This is a genomic window from Streptomyces sp. NPDC050534 (assembly GCF_044457745.1).
Classification (GTDB): Bacteria; Actinomycetota; Actinomycetes; order Streptomycetales; family Streptomycetaceae; genus Streptomyces.
The window spans coordinates 513,807-531,723 of record NZ_JBITHF010000004.1 but is presented as its reverse complement, the minus strand read 5'-3'; the positions used below and the strand labels follow the sequence as shown (position 1 = coordinate 531,723).

Annotated in this window: 23 protein-coding genes; 4 read left to right on the top strand and 19 right to left on the bottom strand. The window is 66.0% G+C overall.

Annotated features, from left to right (window positions below; translation table 11 throughout):
- Positions 1 to 96: 96 nt before the first annotated feature.
- The 15 genes from ACIBN2_RS16770 to ACIBN2_RS16700 form a co-directional block, all read right to left on the bottom strand.
- Entirely contained in the window at positions 97 to 1,470 is a 1,374-nt protein-coding gene (locus ACIBN2_RS16770; RefSeq protein ID WP_399135127.1) for a tyrosine-type recombinase/integrase, read from the bottom strand.
- Entirely contained in the window at positions 1,467 to 1,643 is a 177-nt protein-coding gene (locus ACIBN2_RS16765) for a helix-turn-helix transcriptional regulator (protein WP_399135269.1), read from the bottom strand. The genes ACIBN2_RS16770 and ACIBN2_RS16765 overlap by 4 nt, the downstream gene beginning before the upstream one ends.
- 14 nt (positions 1,644 to 1,657) lie before the next feature.
- A complete protein-coding gene (repSA, locus tag ACIBN2_RS16760; RefSeq protein WP_399135126.1) occupies positions 1,658 to 3,031 on the bottom strand; it encodes a replication initiator protein RepSA in 1,374 nt (457 codons plus the stop codon).
- Complete coding sequence (locus ACIBN2_RS16755; RefSeq protein WP_399135124.1) at positions 3,024 to 3,440, bottom strand: hypothetical protein; 417 nt, start codon at positions 3,438 to 3,440, stop codon at positions 3,024 to 3,026. Before ACIBN2_RS16755 ends, repSA begins: the two co-directional genes overlap by 8 nt.
- Entirely contained in the window at positions 3,440 to 4,960 is a 1,521-nt protein-coding gene (locus ACIBN2_RS16750) for a DNA cytosine methyltransferase (RefSeq protein WP_399135123.1), read from the bottom strand. The genes ACIBN2_RS16755 and ACIBN2_RS16750 overlap by 1 nt, the downstream gene beginning before the upstream one ends.
- On the bottom strand, positions 4,957 to 5,190 hold the full coding sequence (locus tag ACIBN2_RS16745; RefSeq protein WP_399135122.1) for a hypothetical protein: 234 nt from the start codon (positions 5,188 to 5,190) through the stop codon (positions 4,957 to 4,959). The genes ACIBN2_RS16750 and ACIBN2_RS16745 overlap by 4 nt, the downstream gene beginning before the upstream one ends.
- Entirely contained in the window at positions 5,187 to 5,393 is a 207-nt protein-coding gene (locus tag ACIBN2_RS16740) for a hypothetical protein (protein ID WP_399135120.1), read from the bottom strand. The genes ACIBN2_RS16745 and ACIBN2_RS16740 overlap by 4 nt, the downstream gene beginning before the upstream one ends.
- A gap of 90 nt (positions 5,394 to 5,483) precedes the next feature.
- A complete protein-coding gene (locus ACIBN2_RS16735; protein WP_399135119.1) occupies positions 5,484 to 5,798 on the bottom strand; it encodes a SpdD-like protein in 315 nt (104 codons plus the stop codon).
- A gap of 24 nt (positions 5,799 to 5,822) precedes the next feature.
- Positions 5,823 to 5,978, bottom strand: a complete 156-nt coding sequence (locus tag ACIBN2_RS16730) for a hypothetical protein (RefSeq protein ID WP_399135118.1) — start codon at positions 5,976 to 5,978, stop codon at positions 5,823 to 5,825.
- Between the two features lie 2 nt (positions 5,979 to 5,980).
- Entirely contained in the window at positions 5,981 to 6,199 is a 219-nt protein-coding gene (locus ACIBN2_RS16725; RefSeq protein WP_399135116.1) for a mobile element transfer protein, read from the bottom strand.
- Between the two features lie 19 nt (positions 6,200 to 6,218).
- On the bottom strand, positions 6,219 to 6,872 hold the full coding sequence (locus ACIBN2_RS16720; RefSeq protein ID WP_399135114.1) for a DUF2637 domain-containing protein: 654 nt from the start codon (positions 6,870 to 6,872) through the stop codon (positions 6,219 to 6,221).
- A gap of 78 nt (positions 6,873 to 6,950) precedes the next feature.
- The gene (locus ACIBN2_RS16715; RefSeq protein WP_399135113.1) at positions 6,951 to 7,088 is read right to left on the bottom strand and encodes a hypothetical protein; all 138 of its coding nucleotides are present in this window, start codon (positions 7,086 to 7,088) and stop codon (positions 6,951 to 6,953) included.
- Positions 7,089 to 7,149: 61 nt separating this feature from the next.
- The gene (locus ACIBN2_RS16710) at positions 7,150 to 7,362 is read right to left on the bottom strand and encodes a hypothetical protein (RefSeq protein ID WP_399135112.1); all 213 of its coding nucleotides are present in this window, start codon (positions 7,360 to 7,362) and stop codon (positions 7,150 to 7,152) included.
- An 81-nt stretch (positions 7,363 to 7,443) separates the two neighbouring features.
- Positions 7,444 to 8,790 carry an FtsK/SpoIIIE domain-containing protein gene (locus ACIBN2_RS16705; protein ID WP_399135110.1) on the bottom strand — a complete coding sequence of 449 codons (1,347 nt, stop codon included), beginning with the start codon at positions 8,788 to 8,790 and terminating at the stop codon, positions 7,444 to 7,446.
- 5 nt (positions 8,791 to 8,795) lie between these two features.
- Complete coding sequence (locus tag ACIBN2_RS16700) at positions 8,796 to 9,143, bottom strand: hypothetical protein (protein WP_399135109.1); 348 nt, start codon at positions 9,141 to 9,143, stop codon at positions 8,796 to 8,798.
- A gap of 191 nt (positions 9,144 to 9,334) precedes the next feature.
- Here ACIBN2_RS16700 and ACIBN2_RS16695 point away from each other — a divergent pair, with 191 nt between their 5' ends.
- Positions 9,335 to 9,655 carry a putative quinol monooxygenase gene (locus ACIBN2_RS16695; RefSeq protein ID WP_399135107.1) on the top strand — a complete coding sequence of 107 codons (321 nt, stop codon included), beginning with the start codon at positions 9,335 to 9,337 and terminating at the stop codon, positions 9,653 to 9,655.
- Between the two features lie 32 nt (positions 9,656 to 9,687).
- The gene (locus tag ACIBN2_RS16690) at positions 9,688 to 10,887 is read left to right on the top strand and encodes a helix-turn-helix domain-containing protein (RefSeq protein WP_399135106.1); all 1,200 of its coding nucleotides are present in this window, start codon (positions 9,688 to 9,690) and stop codon (positions 10,885 to 10,887) included.
- A 52-nt stretch (positions 10,888 to 10,939) separates the two neighbouring features.
- Here the strand turns inward: ACIBN2_RS16690 and ACIBN2_RS16685 are convergent, their stop codons facing one another.
- The 3 genes from ACIBN2_RS16685 to ACIBN2_RS16675 form a co-directional block, all read right to left on the bottom strand.
- Positions 10,940 to 11,860: a nuclease-related domain-containing protein gene (locus ACIBN2_RS16685; RefSeq protein ID WP_399135105.1), complete on the bottom strand. Its 921-nt coding sequence runs from the start codon at positions 11,858 to 11,860 to the stop codon at positions 10,940 to 10,942.
- Positions 11,861 to 11,950: 90 nt separating this feature from the next.
- Entirely contained in the window at positions 11,951 to 12,292 is a 342-nt protein-coding gene (locus ACIBN2_RS16680; RefSeq protein WP_399135103.1) for a hypothetical protein, read from the bottom strand.
- An 865-nt stretch (positions 12,293 to 13,157) separates the two neighbouring features.
- A complete protein-coding gene (locus tag ACIBN2_RS16675; protein ID WP_399135102.1) occupies positions 13,158 to 14,093 on the bottom strand; it encodes a hypothetical protein in 936 nt (311 codons plus the stop codon).
- Positions 14,094 to 14,852: 759 nt separating this feature from the next.
- Here ACIBN2_RS16675 and ACIBN2_RS16670 point away from each other — a divergent pair.
- Together ACIBN2_RS16670 and ACIBN2_RS16665 are read left to right on the top strand one after the other, a co-directional pair.
- Positions 14,853 to 15,305 carry a very short patch repair endonuclease gene (locus ACIBN2_RS16670; protein ID WP_399135268.1) on the top strand — a complete coding sequence of 151 codons (453 nt, stop codon included), beginning with the start codon at positions 14,853 to 14,855 and terminating at the stop codon, positions 15,303 to 15,305.
- A 67-nt stretch (positions 15,306 to 15,372) separates the two neighbouring features.
- Positions 15,373 to 16,611, top strand: a complete 1,239-nt coding sequence (locus tag ACIBN2_RS16665; protein ID WP_399135101.1) for a DNA cytosine methyltransferase — start codon at positions 15,373 to 15,375, stop codon at positions 16,609 to 16,611.
- Here the strand turns inward: ACIBN2_RS16665 and ACIBN2_RS16660 are convergent, their stop codons facing one another.
- Entirely contained in the window at positions 16,612 to 17,286 is a 675-nt protein-coding gene (locus ACIBN2_RS16660) for a hypothetical protein (RefSeq protein ID WP_399135099.1), read from the bottom strand.
- Positions 17,287 to 17,917: the final 631 nt, after the last annotated feature.

Here is a 17,917-nt window from a genome sequence, read left to right as displayed (position 1 = left end):
ATCGGAGGAAGAGGGCACAGGCACAGAGTGCCACGACGTGCCTCGGCCACGAGGAGGCCCCGGAACTCCAGGAGCTCAGGGCAGACGCAGCCAACCTCACTCGTACTCGCGCAACAGCTCTTCGATTTTCCGGTTGGCGATCTCCTGGCGACCGTCGATGCACTTGGCGTAGCGGCCCAGCAAGACCTCGACGCTGTTGCCCGCGCGCTCAGCCACCTCGGTCGGGTCCACGCCGGCGTTCAGCCACGTCGACAGCGCCGAGTGCCGAAGGTCGTAGGGTCGGGCGGCCAGCGGGGAGGCGACTACGGCCGGCGGGAGCGCCAGCGCCCGCGCTTCTTGCCACACGCGGTAGTACGAGGACGAGGCGACCACTCCCCCGCGCTCGCTGGTGAACAGGCGTCCGTCCTGTGCGGTGTCGAAGGTGGCTAGGTGCTCCCGGAGGATCGTGACCGGTTGAGGCGGGATGGGTGCGAGCCGGAGCTCCTCCACAGGCCGGTTCTTCAGGCCACGGTCGTCGTGCGTTTGCCCAGAGTCGGTCCACTGCCTGCCCACACTAGGGCGGGTGCGGTGCAACAGTGCTGTCCCCCAACCGCTCTCAGGGAGCTTCAGGTCTGCTTCGGCGAGTCCGAGGACTTCGGCCGGTCGCAGAGCGCCGTAGTACATGCACGCGAAGAGCCCGACCAACCTACGGCCGCGGGCCCGGCTGTATCCACCGACGTACGAAACCGCGGCGAGCAGAGCGCGGGCTTGCTCAGGGTTGGCCACCACCCGGGGGTCGACTTCCTTGACGACCTTTGGCTTCTTCCAGCGAAGCATCGTGATCGGGTTCTCTTTGAACTCGCCCAGGTCTACCGCGTAATGCACCGCGTTGACGAGTGTGCGCCGTTTCCGTCGGACCGTTGCCGCCGCTGCTGCCGTTCCGTCGAGCTTGAGTTTGAATGAGTCCAGCACGGCGAGTCCTATCGCGGCGTCGGCAAGATCTGAAAGCGGGCGAGAGGCTTTGGCCACCCAGTGCAGTGTGTTCGCGATCTCCGTTGGTGGCTGGCGGTCATCAGGGCCGGGGAGAACAAACGCCCAATTACGTAGCGCCTTCCTGAGCAGTTCGTCAGCCGGCCGCCCCGGGCGCTCGTCGAGAAGCGCCATCGTTGTGGCAGTCAACGCCTCGTTGATCCCATCACGTGTGTTGGGCGCAGCGTGCGGCCATTTCATGGCGAGGTACTTCAGGGCGAAGGAGTACCAGGTCATCGAGGCTGCCTTCTCGACCATCGAGTCCGGCAGCCCGGTTGTTGTGTCGAACTCTTCGCCCGCATGGGCGGCGCGCAGCAGCTTGGCGCGGTAATGATCGGCAAGCCCCTTGGTGCGGAATTGCTCGGAGAAGACACTTCCGCCAACGGTCCATCTGACGTCGTAGGACGCCTTCTTGGTGTTCCTCTTCCGGACACCCCAAATCTTGACGTCAAGTGACTTCACGCGGTCGCCTTTTCTCGGGCGGCCAGCCAGGCGTCGAAATCGCTACGCCACACCCGCAGTTCTCCGTTGGGCAACTTGAATGCCTGCGGCGCCTGTCCCAACTCCCGCCAGCGATAGAAGGTTCGGCGCGAAATGCCTTTCAGCTCACTGCAGATCTCCCGAACGGTCAGCATCTCGTCTTTCACGTTCACGCTCCTTCCCGGGTGAGTTGGTCTTGCAAGGCTTCGCGGGCGGTTTCTCGGTTGAGTTGGATGTCGTGGGCGATCGATGCGGCCAGGGCGGATTCGCCGGGGGTGTGGCCGTGACCGGCGTACTGCCAGTCCGCGAGGACGAGGACGGTGTCCGGCTCGACCTCGTCGAGGCCGAGGGCAGCACGTTCCTGGGCGGCGCGGTAGTCGGCGCGGGTCTGGCGCAGTGCGCCGAGGGTGGTGGAGTAGCGGCGGGACTTGGTGGAGAAGTGGCCGCGGAAGCCGAGCATGTGCGCCCAGGCCCACAGCCGCCGGTCCGGGTAGAGCGGGTCGAGGTGCTTGCAGGCTTCGATGAGGCGGCGGGCGTGGTCGGGCACGTGGTGGCGGTCGAGGTCGGCGAGTTCGGCGATGCGGCGGTCGAGGGTGCCGGTGTTCTCGGCGGCCTTGGTGGCGTACTTGGCGACGTAGGAGGCGACGGCCTGTTCGGTCAGGTCGGAGCCGTCCCCGAATGCCTTGACGGGGCGCACGTCGAGTTCGCGGCCCCAGTGGAAGGTGCGTGCGGGCTGCTCGCCGGCCGCGGGGAGGTCGAGACGGGTGTAGGGGTGCCGGACGGCGTCGTGGATGGCGTCGGTGAGCAGGTCCGTGCCCGCCCAGGCGGGCGGGGGATCTTCGGGGCCGTCGGGTCCGTCGAGGCGGATCACGGCATGGAAGTGGATGGCGCCGCGTTTCTGGAACTCGGCGACCTTGCCGAACGAAAGGCGGCAGACCTCCTTCAGTTCCCGCTGGGTCAGGCCAGCGCGGGCGGCGATCTCGCGGCGGAGCCGGTTGGTGAAGCGCTGCCACAGGTCACCGGCGTGGTTGTTGAACAGCACCGCGCCCGCATAGTCGTAGGTGTCCGGGTCCAGGGCGGTGCCCAGGGCGGGATCGTCCTCGCGGTGGCGCCGGCCACAGCGGCAGCGTCCGTGGTCGGGACGGTTGTGGACGAGACCGAACGACGGGGCGGTGAGGGTGGCGAACACCCGCGGGTGATCCCGCACCGCGGCCGGGATGTCGCGGCGGTCGTCCCCGGCGAGCCCGGCCCGGATCAGGTGGTAGGTGTCGCCCGCGTAGGTCCAGGCGCAGGACGGGCAGCGCGAGGCACGACGGTTGCCGCACGCGATACGCAGCCGGCCACCGGGTTCCCCGTGCGTGGTGTAGCGGTGCAGGACCTCGCCGGTGCTCTTGTCGACGCGGGTGGTCCAGCCGCGCAGGTGTACGGGGTCGCTGCAGCCGCCGGTGCGGTGGATCTGGTGCTGCCAGCGCTCGAAGTCAGGGGCGGAGGCCACCCGCAGCAGGTCACGGAGCGCGAACGGGTCAGTGAGCAGGTCAGGCACGGGCCGCCTCCCGCACCAGGTCCAGCAGATCGGAGGACGGGGTCCACAGGCCGCGGGCGCCGGGCCAGGACACCGGACGGGCCAGGCGGTGAACCTCGGAGAGGTGCCAGTGCCACTGTCCGGGGGCGGACCACAGGGTGCACATGCCGTCGTCCGAGTGACAGTCGTCGAGGAGGGCCCAGCCCAGGACGGCGCCGGTCGGCTGCGGGCGACTCAGGAAGGGGCGGGCCATGACCGCGTACTTGGCGGCGGGGTCGAGGGTGGCGTCGGCGTGGAGGAGGAGCCAGCCGCGGTAGTCGGTGGCCCAGCGCCGGTTCTCGATCCGCTTGGTGCCGTAGGCGATGCAGGACGCCCAGGGCTGCCACAGGGTCAGGCCCCGCACCTCCGCGTGCTCCGGGGCAGTGGTCATCACAGCACCTCCAGGAGGGCGGTGGCGATCCACTGGGCGACGTTGGCGGGGACGGCGTTGCCCGCCTGTTTGGTCTGCTCGCCGCCGTGTCCGAGGACGGTGTAGTCGTCGGTGAAGCGCTGGGCGCGCAGGTGCTCGCGCGGCGAGAGCATCCGGAAGTAGCAGTCGTCGACCGCAAGTTGTGGCGGGACGGCGTCGGTAGCAGTGCCCAGGACGACTCCGGCGGATTCGCGGGTGGCGATGGTGTGCAGCGGGCTACCGGTGGTGGTCGGTCCGCCCCTGCGGTAGGGGATCACCAGGCCGTGGTGGTTGCCCCCGGCGGTGATCGAGGCGAGCGGGTCGTCGATGGCCCGCGTGGTGGAGCCGCCGCCGCGGTGCTCGGTGATGAACGGGGCGGGCGACAGGAGCGCTTCGCTGTCGCGGGTGGTGCGGGTGCGCATCGGCACGGTGACCGGGGCGGCATCCGTGTTCCAGCTGCCACCGGCCGGGACCAGCAGCGGCGGGATCGCGAGACCGTCACCGATGCGCACGGTACGGGTGGGCAAGGGAGCGCTCAGGACGGGGAAGGCGCGTCCGTCGCCGGTGTCGGCGTGGTTGACGGTGATCACCGATGGCGTGCGGTGCTTGTCGAGACCGAGCCGGATCTTGCGCAGGGTGGAGGCCGCCAGCGGGCGCATGCCCTTCGTGGAGCGATCGCCGATCCGGGTCCCGGGATCGGCCCAGTTGATCGCGGATGCGGCGGGGCGGACGTAGGGCTCCACCAGACGATGGCGGCAGCCCGGGTGGGGGCAGCGGAAGTCGTACTGCTGGCGGTACTTGCCGATGGTGCGGCCGTTGCGCCAGGACTGCACCGCCAGCACGTCCCGCTCACAGACCGGGCACCAGGCCGGCGGGCGCACCGCGAGATCCGGGGCGCGCATCGTGGTCCGGGTGAAGACGATGAAGATACGGTCGCGCCACTGCGGAGCACGCGGGTTGCTGGTGTCGTCGCCGATGTGGGCGGCGGTGACCGAGACGATCTGGTGGCGGTAGCCGAGGATCTCCATGCCGTGCAGCCACCAGGCGAACAGCGGCCAGGCGGTGGCGAAGCGGGGCACGTTCTCACACACCACGGCATCGAAGTCGTGGACCTCGGTGGCGCGCAGGATGTCGTAGGCGGTCGCCCTGGTGCGCTCCCACGCGGCATCTGCCATCGGGCCGTCCTCGAACAGGTCCAGCTGGCCCGCGCTGGGGGCGGCTTTGGGGCGGCGGATGCCGTCGGCGGGGCTGCCCTCGGTGCAGATCGGGGAGCCGACCAGGACGCGGGCCTTGGGCAGGCGGCGCATGTCGTAGTGGTCGAGGTCCACGCAGAGGTGTTCGGCCTCGGGGAAGTTCGCGGCATGGGTCTCCACCGCGCGGTCCCAGTGGTTGGCGCCCAGCACCACGTCGAAGCCGGCCCGGCGGAAGCCGTCGGAGTCTCCCCCGGCGCCGCAGAACAGGTGGATGGAGGTCGCACGCGAGGTCGCGGAGAGTCGGGTCATCGCGCACCTGCCAGAGTGTCCAGAACCATGGCGGCCTCGGTCGCCACCGCGGCGAGCGCGCGCAGGGCATCGGACGTCCCCAGGTCGGCGATGAAGACGACGTCGACGTCGCCGTTGCCGACCCGGAGGCTGACGAACGGTGCCCCACTGGCGTGCTCGACGCCGTCGAAGACACGGATCACGGAATGGGTGTCGGGCTGCAGGTGCGCCGTGGCAGTGAAGGTGTTCACGCCGCCACCTCCAGGTCCGCTGTGGTCAGGCGGGGGCGCAGGGGCACGCTGCCGGTGCCGTGGCAGACACGGCAGTCGACGCGGAGCAGGACGCGGGAGCCGTCGTCGTGGCGGACGCCGGAGGTGATGGCGGCGGTGGCGAAGCCGTCGCAGTCCGGGCAGATCCGCGTGCGGGTGAGCGTGGCCGGGGTGGGGCCGTGCATGATGGTGGTTCCTTCCGGATCGTTGGTTCGGACAGGGGACGGCGCCCGGAGCGGACGAGACTTGGCGGTTGAGACCGCTCCGGGGGCCGGTCAGCGTCGGCTGTCGGTCGCGAGGATCGAGCGGACGACGACGGTGCACACCGCGACCGAGGCACCGGTGAGGGCGACCGCGAGCAGCAGCGAGACGAGGACGGCGCCGACGACCAGGACCACAGCCGTGCCGCCGCCGACGAGGGCGAGCACGGTGCCCGGGGAGAGCCGCACGACCGGCCGGGACGGCACCGGTGCCACCGGGACGGGCGGCGGGGTCTGCGTTCCGGGCACGACGCTGGCCGGCTCGACGACGGCGGGAGGGGCGGCCGCGCGGGTGGGCGTCGGCATGACCGGGATCTTCGGCTGGAACATGAGTGAACTCCCTTCCGGGGCTGGTTATTTGACGAATGGGTTGAGGAGCGGGGCGAGCAGGCTGTCGGCGAGGAGGTAGCCGCCGACGAGCAGGACGATCACGAGCCACATGGGCGGCCGGAGGGTCTTGACGCCGACCACGGCCAGGCAGGTGATGAAGAGCCACAGCGGCACGGACACGGCTACCTCCGTCGGTTCTCGTACTTGCTGGTGATCTGGCAGCGGTGTCCCTTTGCCGCCATGCAGGCGGGGCCGTAGTTGGTGTATTCGGCGGACCAGCCGCACTGGTCGGCGGTGCAGGCGGCGAGGTAGCCCTTTTCGCCACTCCGGGTGAGGGCGCGGCCGATCTCGACGGGGCCGTAGCGCTGGAGGCGTTCGAAGAGGAAGAACCGGTGTCCCATCGGTCAATGTCCCTTCTGGTCAGGTGAGTTGGGCGGTGATGGCGGCGGCCATGGGGGCGGGGACGCCGAGGCGGGCGCGCAGGGTATCCGCGTCGATCGGGTGGCCGGTGCGGGCGTGGTGGGCGTCGGCGAGCTTGCGGGCGTGAGCGACCAGGGCGGGCGGTACCGGCACGGCCGGGACGGGCTCAACGGGCGCCGGGTCGGCGGCGGGGAGAGCCGGGGTGTCGTTGACCGGAGGGACCTCGGCGGGCTCCGGCTCCGGTGCGCGGTCGACGTCCACGTCGGAGGCGACAGGCTCCGATAGGGGCGCCGGCGGCGGTTCGGGGGCGTGGGCGAGCAGGGTTCCGCCGAGGAAGGCGAGTGCGGGCCAGCCGGCGATGCCGAGGCGGAGCAGGGCGGGCGGGTGTTGCATGTCGAGGAAGCCGGCCGTGGCGACGTTGGCGCCCAGCGAGGCGGTGAGGGCGGTCAGGAACCAGCACCAGGCCAGCGTTGAGCGCTGGGCGCGCAGTCGGCGCCAGGCGGCGACCATGAGCAGGTCGACGGAGACGGGGTAGGCCCAGGCCTTCCACCCGGTCTGCCCGGCGGCCTGGGCGAGGTCGTGCAGGTGGGAGAAGGACAGGGCACCGGAGATCACGGCTTGGACCAGGACCAGGTGATACAGAGCGCGGCGCACGGTCTTCACCTCCCTTCGCAGGTGGTTGGGCCAGGAACGGGGCGGGGAGCGGTGCCCGGCCGCCCCGTCCCGGCGGGTTCAGTCGGCGGCCTGGCCGGTGCCGAGGCAGGTGAGGCACAGGCCGGTCTGGTGGTCGCCGGTGAGGCGGCCTTTGCGGGTGCCGACCTTGACGGCTTCGGTGATCTCGCCGTGGCCGTCGCAGTCCGGGCACTTCACCGGCTCGGGCTTCGCCTTGCCGGGGTCGTCTTGCGGCGGGTCGTGGTCTTCTTCGGGGCGGTCACGGCGTCCACCCCTCGCCGGGGTAGTCGGGGCCGTCGGTGGGGTCGTAGCCGGGCGGGAACAGGCCGGGCGGAGGCTCCGGCAGCGATGCGGCCAGGCACGGGCCGACGGTGTCGACGAAGTTCTGGTCGGCGCCGAACGTGTCGGCGTAGAGGGCGAGTTGGCCGAGCATCACCACGGTGCGGGCGAAGTCCTCGCACTTGGGGCACATGGCGGGTGATCTCCTTTTCGGGCATGGCTCGGGTAGGGACCTGGCGCGAAGGCGGTCACGCCGACCGTGGAGCAGGAGTGATCAGGCGGCTTCGGCCACCGAGGGCGCCTCGACCGGCGCGAGGTCGACCAGGGGGCGGAAGCGGGCCAGTTCGGGAAGGTCCGGGGTCAGGTGCGCGTGCCTGTTGCAGGCGGTCACGGCTTCCCGCATCGAGGTGTAGGCGGAGCGGATGCGGGTCCACTCGCCGTTGGAGTAGCCGACCACGGCCATGCCGGGGCGGTCGTTGCGGATCTGGGTGGCGGCGAAGACCGCGTGTGGGGAGACGTCGCCGAAGGCCATCTTGGAGCTGGTCTCGTCGTTGACGCGGTGCGACATCCGGCCGGTGAGCTGGGCGCGCAGCATGGTGATGCCGTCGCCGAGTTCGGAGCCGAAGCGCTGCCCGTAGATGTCGACGAAGATCCCGGCGGCACGGCCGAGCTGGGCCAGCCGCACGAGGGCGACCACGGCCCGCTCGCGGCGCTTCTTCTCCTTCGTCGTGGTGAACAGGGCCAGTTCGGCGATCTCGTCGATGGTCAGGACCACGGGTACCGGGCGCAGGTGGTCAGGCAGGCCCCAGATGTCGGCGGTGATCTCCGCATCCAGGGTGTCCGCGCTGATCCGCTGTTCACGCCGGATCGTCTGGTAGATCCCTTCCATGCGGGCCACGAGGGCTTCCAGGAGGTCGGCGGCATCGTCGGCGTTGTCGGCCAGGCCCGAGAACCGGCGGGCCAGCGGGGCGAGTTCCACCCCGTTCTTGCAGTCGATCCCGACCAACGCCACCCGCTGCGGCGCGAGTTCCCTGATGACCCGGCGCTGCGTGACGGACTTGCCGGAGCCGACCGCGCCCAGGGTGACGGAGTGCGGCACCTCTCGGTAGTCGCGGTAGTGGACCGAGCCGTCCTCACACAGGGCGATCGGAATCCGTAGCGCGGCGGAGTCGGTGCGGGCCGGCATCTGCACCCGCTTGAGGACGTCGTAGCCGGTCACGGAGATCTCGACGGTGCCCGGTTTGATCTCGCGGGAGGTGACCTGGTGGACGCCGAAGGCGTGCCGCAGCCGGTCCACCGCGGCCGAGTAGTCGAAGGCGTCCTGTCCGGGCCGCATCCGGATCCGCAGCCGCAGGCCGGTCCGCGTGGGCCTGATCCAGATCAGCCGGGGCACGCGCTGGCGCGGGATCTCCCAGTTGAACCAGCGGGCCAGGGTCAACCGGAGCCGGGAGGCGGGGACGGTGAGGTCACAGGCGTCCATCACGGACGCGTACCGCAGGCGGACCTTGAGGGTGGCCAGGACGACACCGAAGCTCATCCAGTACCAGGCGGGGCGGCGCCACCGCAGCAGCAGCGCCAGCCCGACCAGGACCGCCAACGCGATCAGCAGCAGTGCGCGCATGGCGGTCAGGCCTCGCCGTTCGAGCCGGCCAGGGTGAGTTCCTTCGCGGCGACCGCGATCGCGCGGTAGGAGATGCCGTGCCCGAAGTCGTTCTCCCACGGTCGGGCCATCAACCCGGGCAGCTCGACCGGCAGGCCGGGCATGAGGTCGGGCTGAATGCCGTCCTCGGCGACCACGACGGTCACCGCGTCGGGACGGCCGTCCACGATCACGGCGACGTTGACGTTGTAGAGCACCCGGCCCGACTGCTTGTCGACGGCGATCTCACCGGTCTCCCGGTTCTTGACCTTCTTCTCCGGAGCCTGGATCAGCATGACCGTCATCGCGGACGTGTCGACGGGGATCTGACGCATGATGGAGTCTCCCTTTTGGGATCGGCCCCGGGCTGCGTTGTGATCTTGGCGGATGGCACGTGGCCCGGGGCAGCTTGTTGGTGCGACACCCCCGAAGCTACTCGCAGAAAAACTGCGGGTCAACAGAAAAACTGTGACTAGTAGGAGAACTCCGAGTCTGCGACACTGAGTGCGACGAGAAGGAGGCAGAAATGGCCAACTATGGGCTATTCGTACGCTTCACGCTGCGCGACGGTGCGGGCAAGGCGTTCGACGCGCTGATCCAGGAGACCGCCGCGGGGATCCGAGCACACGAGCCCGGCACGCTGGTCTATGCGTGCCATGAGGTAGAGGGCTCACCCAATGAGCGGATCTTCTTCGAGCTCTACGCCGACCGCGCCGCTTTCGAGGAGCACGAGCGTCAGCCTCACACTCGTCACTTTCTCGCCGAGCGCTCCAAGTACGTCGAGAAGACCGAGGTTGACCGCCTTCAGCCGTACGCCGGCAAGTACCCCACAGGGGCGGAGAAGTGACGGCTTCCGATACCAAGTCCCTCGGTCAGAGGGTGAAGGACCTGCGCCGCGCTGCGGGCATGTCACAGAGTGACCTCGCTGCCGCCATGGGCCGCTCTGAGAGCTGGGTTTCGCAGGTCGAGAGAGGCGTACAGCCCGTCGAGCGTCTGTCAGTTCTCCAAGCTCTCGCCGATGCGCTCAACGCTCCTGTGCGTGAACTACGGCCAGACGCAGCCCCGGCGCAGGAAGCAGAACCAGAGGAGCAGACGAGTAGCAACGATCTCGACGGCCTCCGGGTAGCCCTTACCGGTCACCCCGCTCTAGGCAGCCTCTTCCACCAGCCCCCCGCGGAACCGACCCCGTCGCTTACCGAGTTCCGTCAGCAGGTAGCCGAGGCATGGACTCTGGTGCACGCATCGAGCTACGCGGCGCTGAGCGATCATCTCGCCAAACTCCTCCCCAGTATCGAGACCGCAGTACGTCACGCGCCGGCAGGCGAACGCGCAGAGCTCCATGCCCTACGCGCCAAGACCTACCAAGTGGCGGCGGCGAGCTTCACCCGGCAAGACCAGGCGGATGCCGCATGGGTGGCGGCCGACCGCGCTCTGCAGGCGGCCGAACTTGCAGGGCAGCCGCTGGAGGTTGTCTCGAGCCTGTTCCGCATGGCGCACGCCTTCATGCGACAGCAGCACATGGAGCAGGCCGAGCAGGCAGCACAATCTGCTGCAACCGTCATGGGGCCGCGGACCGAGGCCTCAGCGTGTCCACCGGAAGAGCTGTCGCTGTTCGGCGCTATGAATCTCGTCCTCGCAGTGATCAACGCGAGGGAGGGCAATCGTGGGCGGACCCATGAGCACATCGAGCGAGCGCGCGAAGTGGCGGCGCGCTTGGGTGGGGATCGCAACGACTTCGACACGGAGTTCGGTCCGACGAATGTCGAGATTCACGCCGTAAGCACAGCCGTGGAGTTGGGAGACGCAGGACTTGCACTAGAGGTAGCCCAGCAGGTTGACGCGTCAGGTCTCTCGCATGAGCGGCAGTCACGTTTCCTGCTTGACGTGGCGCGAGCACACGCGCAGCGGCGACACGTCGGTGAGGCTACAGCCGCGCTCTTGGAGGCCGAGGCGTTGGCGCCCGAGCAGATTCACGACCACCACTTGGCTCGCGAGGTCATCCGCGACTTGATCCAGCTCTCGGAGCCGCGTATCCCCGAGCCGCTGCGCGCCTTGGCTGAGCGGAGTGCTGTCCTCTAGAAGCGTCCCGTCTTGCTGGTCCGCCGGCCGCGATGGGCCAGCAAAAGACGGTTCACCCACGCAGCCATGCCCTCCGGTGCCGGGCAACGCCGTAAACCCGCTCGACCTGCTCATCCGTGAGCTTGCCCGAGAGGGGCGCCAGCGCCGACACTTCGCGCTCCTGATAGATCCGCACGGTGTACTGCGTCACGGCACGCTGCAACGTGGCGACGCCGACAAAGACGAGGACGGGTTCGACGGGAACGGGAAACCCACAGTGTCGTTCCAGCACCTCTTGGGCATAGGTAGCCTCTGCTTGACTGGCCGCCGCGTACGGGACCGGCTGACCACGGTTGACCTTGGCCATGGTGTCGCCGACCCAGACCGAAGCGTTTTGGTGGTGCTTGGTGTTGATGGTGAACACCCCACCAGGGCCGATCAATAAGTGATCGATGTCCCCGCCGTTGGCCTTGGGCACGCCATGCAGAACCTTCCACCCGCTAGCCGAGAGTCGTTGCAGCTCCCGACCCACACGGCGTTCGCCTTCGAGCCCGACGTACCAACTATCCCACTCCGAAGACCGCCGCAGCGCCCGAGTCCACAACCTCTTGACTGCCGACGGACCTCGTGCAGCGATCGTCTCAAGGACGACCGCACCGGGGCGGTTCTCTGCCAGGTCATCGGCGACGGTCAGCTCGGGCAGAGCCACAGGCTGACGACGCCGGGGCGGGCTGGTATCGGCCGACTGCCGTGGAGGTGGCGCAGGCGGCGATTCAGAAGCCGCGCGGGGGCGCGCTTCCTCAGACCGGACACTCACCGAGTCCCCGAGGTGCTTGCGCAGCAACGCCACGGCCTCATCCCGGTACTTCACCACCTTGATCGTGATGACCTTCGTCAGCCGATCCGCCCACGCGACGGTGGTCCCGTCCGGCAGGTTCACATACAGCCGATCCTTGCCGTGCCGCTTCCACGGGTTCACCGTGAGATCGCTCATCGGCCCGCGCCCCCAATGCGTGTCCTCCACACATGGCAGCAGCCAAGCATGAGCCCTGCAAGAGAGCCTTGCGGTCAGACTTTCCCTACATCAATCAAGCCAAATATGCTGAGCCTGAGCCGCTCGCGCCGTATGAAAGCGTGCTGTGTCCGTGATCCAGACGATCATGTCATTGACGATCTCGGGCAGACGCGCCCCGGCCTGGACCCGATATACGCGACGCATAGGGTCGCGAAACCTGACCTCGTACGTACCGTCTTCGAGCAGAGCAGCAACCACGTACCAGCCATCATCGCCGGACCCTTCAACGATCAGGTAGCCATTGTGTGGTAGCTCGAAGTCATACATCAGCTCGTAGAGCAAATCCTCCGAAGGATCCGCATATGTCTGCCCGTTGACGCTCACCGCTCGGCAGTAGGGACTTACCGTCATGCATGGAAACGTAGCCGAGTAGAGCGAGCAACCGACAGCCTGAGGCTCGACGCTCCAAGACCTGATGGGGTGAAAGATTCCACATCATCACGGCTCGCCGCGCTCGCTCGTACGGCGGACATTCGGCGCCTGTCGATCATCGCCAACCCGACCGCCGCATGCTCCGTCCAACCAATCAACGACCGCGCTGGCCAGCACACCACCGTCACCACGATCCGGCCTCAGGAATGGAAAAGATCAACAGCAGCTCGACCTCAACGCTCCGGGGCCACGTCACACCCTTCCACCCGGTTGCCCACACCAGTAGGTCGGATCAAACCGAGGGCCGCGCCAAGCGCGGCGGCGCCGGCCGGTCGCCGCCGCGCCGCCTCCATGTCTTCGCCACCGGCGCACGTCGCCGCCCGCCCGTCGCCGCCCGCAGCGGCCACATTCCAACACGGGCACGGGGAACGAACGATGATCCCCAACGGGACAGGTCAAAGACGCTTTGTGTTACCGCAAGAGGCCGGATCGCGGTGGCGGCGGCATGCGGGCCGACGCTGCCAGATACGCGGGCGTTCGCACGGCCCGCTGATCACCCACCGGGCCACCGGCCGGACGGCGGACGCGGCCATGAGCGGGGGAGAAACCCGCCGTGGCTGGGGCGGTCGGCTCCGCGACTTTAGCCAGCCACTTTGGCGCGAGCCTCGAAGATCATGGCCCCAACGTCGTGCTTTAGCGGGCAGGTCCACAGACTGCCCGACGCGCCGGAAGCTTACGGGGCCATGATCACTCGCGCCAAAGCAGCTCCCGGCCAAAGTCGCTACACCGACCTCATTCGCTGTACCGCTCGCTACCTCTTCGCCTAACGCTCACGACACCGCATTTAGTCGTTCCCGTAATCATCCTCGAATCCACCGGAATACCGCTCCAGCAAGTCCTCACTCCGCTCAATAACGTACTGTTGGGGAACGTCGGCCAGGCGAAGTTCCGCAGTGCTCACAAGGCTAAGTTCGCATATTGGACAGAGAAGCTGTCGCGCAATGCACACAATTTCGCTTTTTACCTCATCTCCCTCCAGCCACTCCTTTGTCGTCCGAACAGATTCGAGGCGCAATGGCACTGTAACTGCACAGCCAGGGCAAGAAACTCGCTCGAAGGCAAGTTGCCCCGACCCCGGTGAGACTGAGTCGAGATATCGTCGCGTGAGGGCATCTCGACCAACTGGACTCTCAGCAGCTTTAATTCGAGCCTGCACTTCGTCCGGCCTGAGCCTTGAGAAGAACTCCTTAGCCGCCTGAAGGCGTGTCTTAACTTCGTGAGCCAGCTTCTTGTCTTCTACGTCGACAAGGCTTCGTCCATGCGCGACGATATCCGCTCCAACCACATCTTCCGTTTTAAGTCCAAGATGCCCACACAGAGTGTCTGCAACTCTAATGAAGCGGGGAAGCCATTTAGCCTGATCAGCCGCCAGGGGAGACTCACTACTGTGCAACTCCTCGTTCCGCAACCCGATCAGGAATTTGGCCTCACTTTCCCTCTCTGCAAACTCGGGGATCACTAGAGTGAGCCGAGAAAGCACGCCCGACGCCTGAATCGATTTTGGATTTTTTGTGTGATATCCGGCGGCATGCATGATCGAGTCGCCCGTTGGGTCGGCCAGCAAGGTCGGATTCACCCTCGCCAAAGGCGCACGAAGGAGGAACTCGAGACCAAGCAGGATCCAAAGCGCAACCTCGTCGTCTTCAGCATGGGGATGCCCGGCGGCTCTACTGAAGTACAACTGAGCCTTACCCAGGAAGTTATCGAAACTCCACATCATTCCCCCAAACGTAGGTTCGCTCCAAGACTCGCTCCATATTCGCGTTAACGGGAGGGCGCCGATGAAGCAATCGAGTGTTGTCTATGATCAAGAGGCGTTGGTCCAGCCACTCGATCACGGCCGACGGGCGCTGCCTTTCCATGTCATTGACACTTACAGCACCACGCGGAATGCAAATGCGCGGATCCCATTTTACTCGCCAACGGGCCCCATTAGGTATAGCGGCTGGCGAGTAACGTACCTGCTGCCTACGGTTAGTGATTCGTAAAACGGTCCGGGCCATTCCGGCAACGAGATCCTGGCTAGGTTCCAAGAGTTCTGTGGATGTACGCCCAGATACGTGAACGGCGCGAAGCAAAAGCCACCTTGGAGGGTGGGACGACACAGCGCCATCTGTATGCCAAGGGAAAGACCCCAAGCCGTACGTTCCCGAAAGACTCCAGCGATCGCCTTCGAGGCTGTCACGTGGCGTCAAGACCTGTGGCCCGCTTGGCTGGCCAAGCCGTCGAGCAACGTCTGTCGTAGTGCCCCTGTCCATCACTGCAAATCCATGACTAGATAGCTCTCGAAGCCAGCCGCTCATCCAAGCATCATGACCTACGCATGGCACTTCAGGAGAGCGATCGACCCAATCGATCCTCCGCCGGCTCACTACCCAGTGGCGGCCTGAGGGAAGCCCATCCCTTAAGCGCGTGCGCAAGTGCACGACCGCACCGCGCGGACCGATGCGCGTACTACAGTGAAGCTGTGAGCGGTTCACTGGGTTCCTGGGCTTCAAGCGATGCGGCACGCGCGACCATGCAAGCCAATCGTTCGCGCGACACCAGGCCAGAGCTGGCCTTGCGCCGGGCTGTGCACGCGTTGGGGCTGAGGTATCGAGTGTCCGTTCGCCCGCTGCCCTCTCTGAGGCGCACAGCAGACCTTGTCTTCACACGGGCCAAAGTAGCGGTCTTCCTCGATGGTTGCTTCTGGCATGGTTGCCCAGATCACCACACCGTCGCAGCGACAAACTCCGGATATTGGCAAGAAAAGGTACGGCGCAACAGGGAGCGTGACCGAGATACCAACCTGAGGCTTACCGAAGCAGGATGGCTTGTGCTGCGCATCTGGGAGCACGAGGATCCGGACGAGGCGGCCGTCCGGGTCAAGGAAGCCGTTAGGGACCGGCTCCCGGTTCGTGAGCTCGATAGCCCTCACGTGGAGAGGATATAACTGCAGGTCACAGCACTCTGGAGTCACACAGCTGACAAAGACTCGCGCATCTCGTAAGATGCACCGCATGCCCGAGCGTCCCACCCAGCAGCACAGTCTCTTCGAGCCCCCTACTCAGTCCGAGGAGGCCGCGGGACCGTTCGTACCCAGCAGGATCCCCAGCACCTCGCCCTTCCATCAGCCTCGTGATCTGACGGAGGCCCAAAGGGAGAAGTTCCGCAAGATGTCGCGGGACTCCAGGGAAGCACGGCGCTCAGCACTCGCCGGCGAGGGACCGGATCCGATTCATGAAGTCAACGTTCCGAACTTCCATCCTCTGAATCTTATGCCGCAACGCGACGGGCAAGGACTAAGCGCCCTTTCCTTGTTTAGTGGCGGCGGAGGACTCGACTTGGGAGTCGAGCGCGCCGGCTTCGCCCACACAGCGTCATTCGAGATTATGCCGGAAGCTGGCGACACTCTCCGGAAAGCTCGTAGCGAATGGGCCGTCTTCAGCGGAGAAAAAGACGGTGATGTGAGGGGCGTCAACTTCAAGCAGTGGCGCGGGGAAGTGGACCTGCTGCATGGAGGACCTCCGTGCCAGCCATTCTCAAACGCTGGACGCCAAAAAGGTCATCTCGACGAACGCGACATGTGGCCACAATTCGTCAGGGCGGTCAAGGAAATCCGACCCGCGGCATTCATCGGTGAAAACGTTCCGGCACTTGCAAGTCCCAAGTTCTCACAGTACGTATCGGAAAGTATTCTGGCGCCACTGTCGGGCAGCTACCACATCCAGCAAGTGATCCTTCAGGCAAGCGACTTCGGAGTGCCGCAGGTCAGGCGTCGCGTTTTCTTTGTCGGTTTTCGCACGAAGAAAATGTCTAATGCTTGGCATGCCCCTGAGCCTACTCACTACTGGGGAGATGCATCAATCACAGGCGGAAGCCGCTGCATGGGTCTCCGAGAGGCATTGGGGTTGCCGAACATCGGCATTGACGACTTGTCACCGACCATTCGGAGCAGCCTAACCGGCCCGCGTCATACGACGTCTATCCTTAACAGCGTAGCGGCCCAACGCAAGTTCGAAAGCTTGCAAATTTGGCCCAACGGAGTGGCCGCAGACCGCGCTTCAGCGCGCGCCTTCGTGGCTAAGAACGGCCACTTCCGTCTGTCCGTACCGGATATCGCTCTCATCCAGGGATTCCCCGAAGACTGGCCCTTTGTGGGTGCTACGTATATGGCACTGGGGCAGATCGGTAACGCGGTACCGCCGCCGCTCGCCTACGCGATGGCCTCGTCTGTTCTCGACGTACTGTCTAAGTAGTCATGAACTAGCCAAGTAGTCACGAACAAGTCGGCGCAGTTCGATTGCCGGCTCTGTGGTGATTTTGGGCATATTCTGAATGTAGGATAGTGGGATGTGTGGATTATTCAGAGTGGCGCCGCGAGACATCACGTAATAGCAGCGTTCTCGCATGAGCTCTACCATGCGATCCAACGAGTAACCGAGCTCCTTACCCGCTGACAGGTCCGCCGCTTCCAGGTACCGCGCAGCCGTCCATTGATTCTTCATAATCCACTTGGCTTCCTCCTTGGTGTAGAACTCTTTCTCGCCAAGGAGATTGATGACCGAGTCAGCCGAGACGCCCCTCATGGCGTGTTCAGCCAGCTCGACGTCGGGGCCCACGTACCTCTCCTTCTCCGTGATCCAAGGAGCCATGTCATCTGGCGAACCATAGTAGCTGTGCAGGAGGCGAGTACCCGTGCGGTCATAGACACCAAAGAGCCAATGAATGTTCTTCCACTTAGCGAAATGATTGGGACCCAGGTCGCGAACGGTCGAAACACCCTTACTCGTAGCAGATTTAAGTTCAAAGGGAACGGTCTGCCCATCGACGGTCAGGTATGCATCAATGTCTGACCTCCTGCGATTTTCCGGGACTTCGAGATTGAACCGATCAATCATCTGGTTCTCGCGCTGGTCGTCCTGAACGCTCATGATCGTATGATGGCAGCCCCGAGGGATCAGTGCGATCGCAGTGGCCAAATGAGCACTCACATCCTTTTTAGCCCTATTGCCGGAAATGGTAGTAATTACCGTGATGGCTGTGAATCAAGGCCGCGCCTTTGGCTACGTTGCCCGATCGACCAGAGCCGAAGCTGCGGACCATTCGTGGACAGGATGTGCTCCCCAAAAGCCCTAGGGCGCTCTGACCAGCAGTGTCGACCCAAGCGGCACCGCCCTCCGGAGCCGGGTTGGACCGTGACTCCAGGAGGCCCCAACACTGGCCGGTAGTTGCGCGAGGGACCGGGCTTCCTTCGCCTAGCTCGCCCTCAGGCACACATGCTTGGCGTTCGCCATGAGGCAGGGTGGCACGCCTCCACAGGTACTGAGACGCCGGCTTCCCAGACCCTTTTCCGCAGCCCGGACCACCGCCTCAGGCCTCCTGGTCAGGTTGGTGCTGGGGACGGTCGCGCGGGGCCTGCGGCTGGTCGTGCAACGGTCGGGGCAGCGGACCTTTTCCGGAGCGACGCAGCGCACAGCCGCGCCGATAACGAGCATGGATGGCGATCAGATCTCCGGTGCGAGCCACGGATAAGCAAAGGGCGCCGTAGTTACGGCAGTTGAG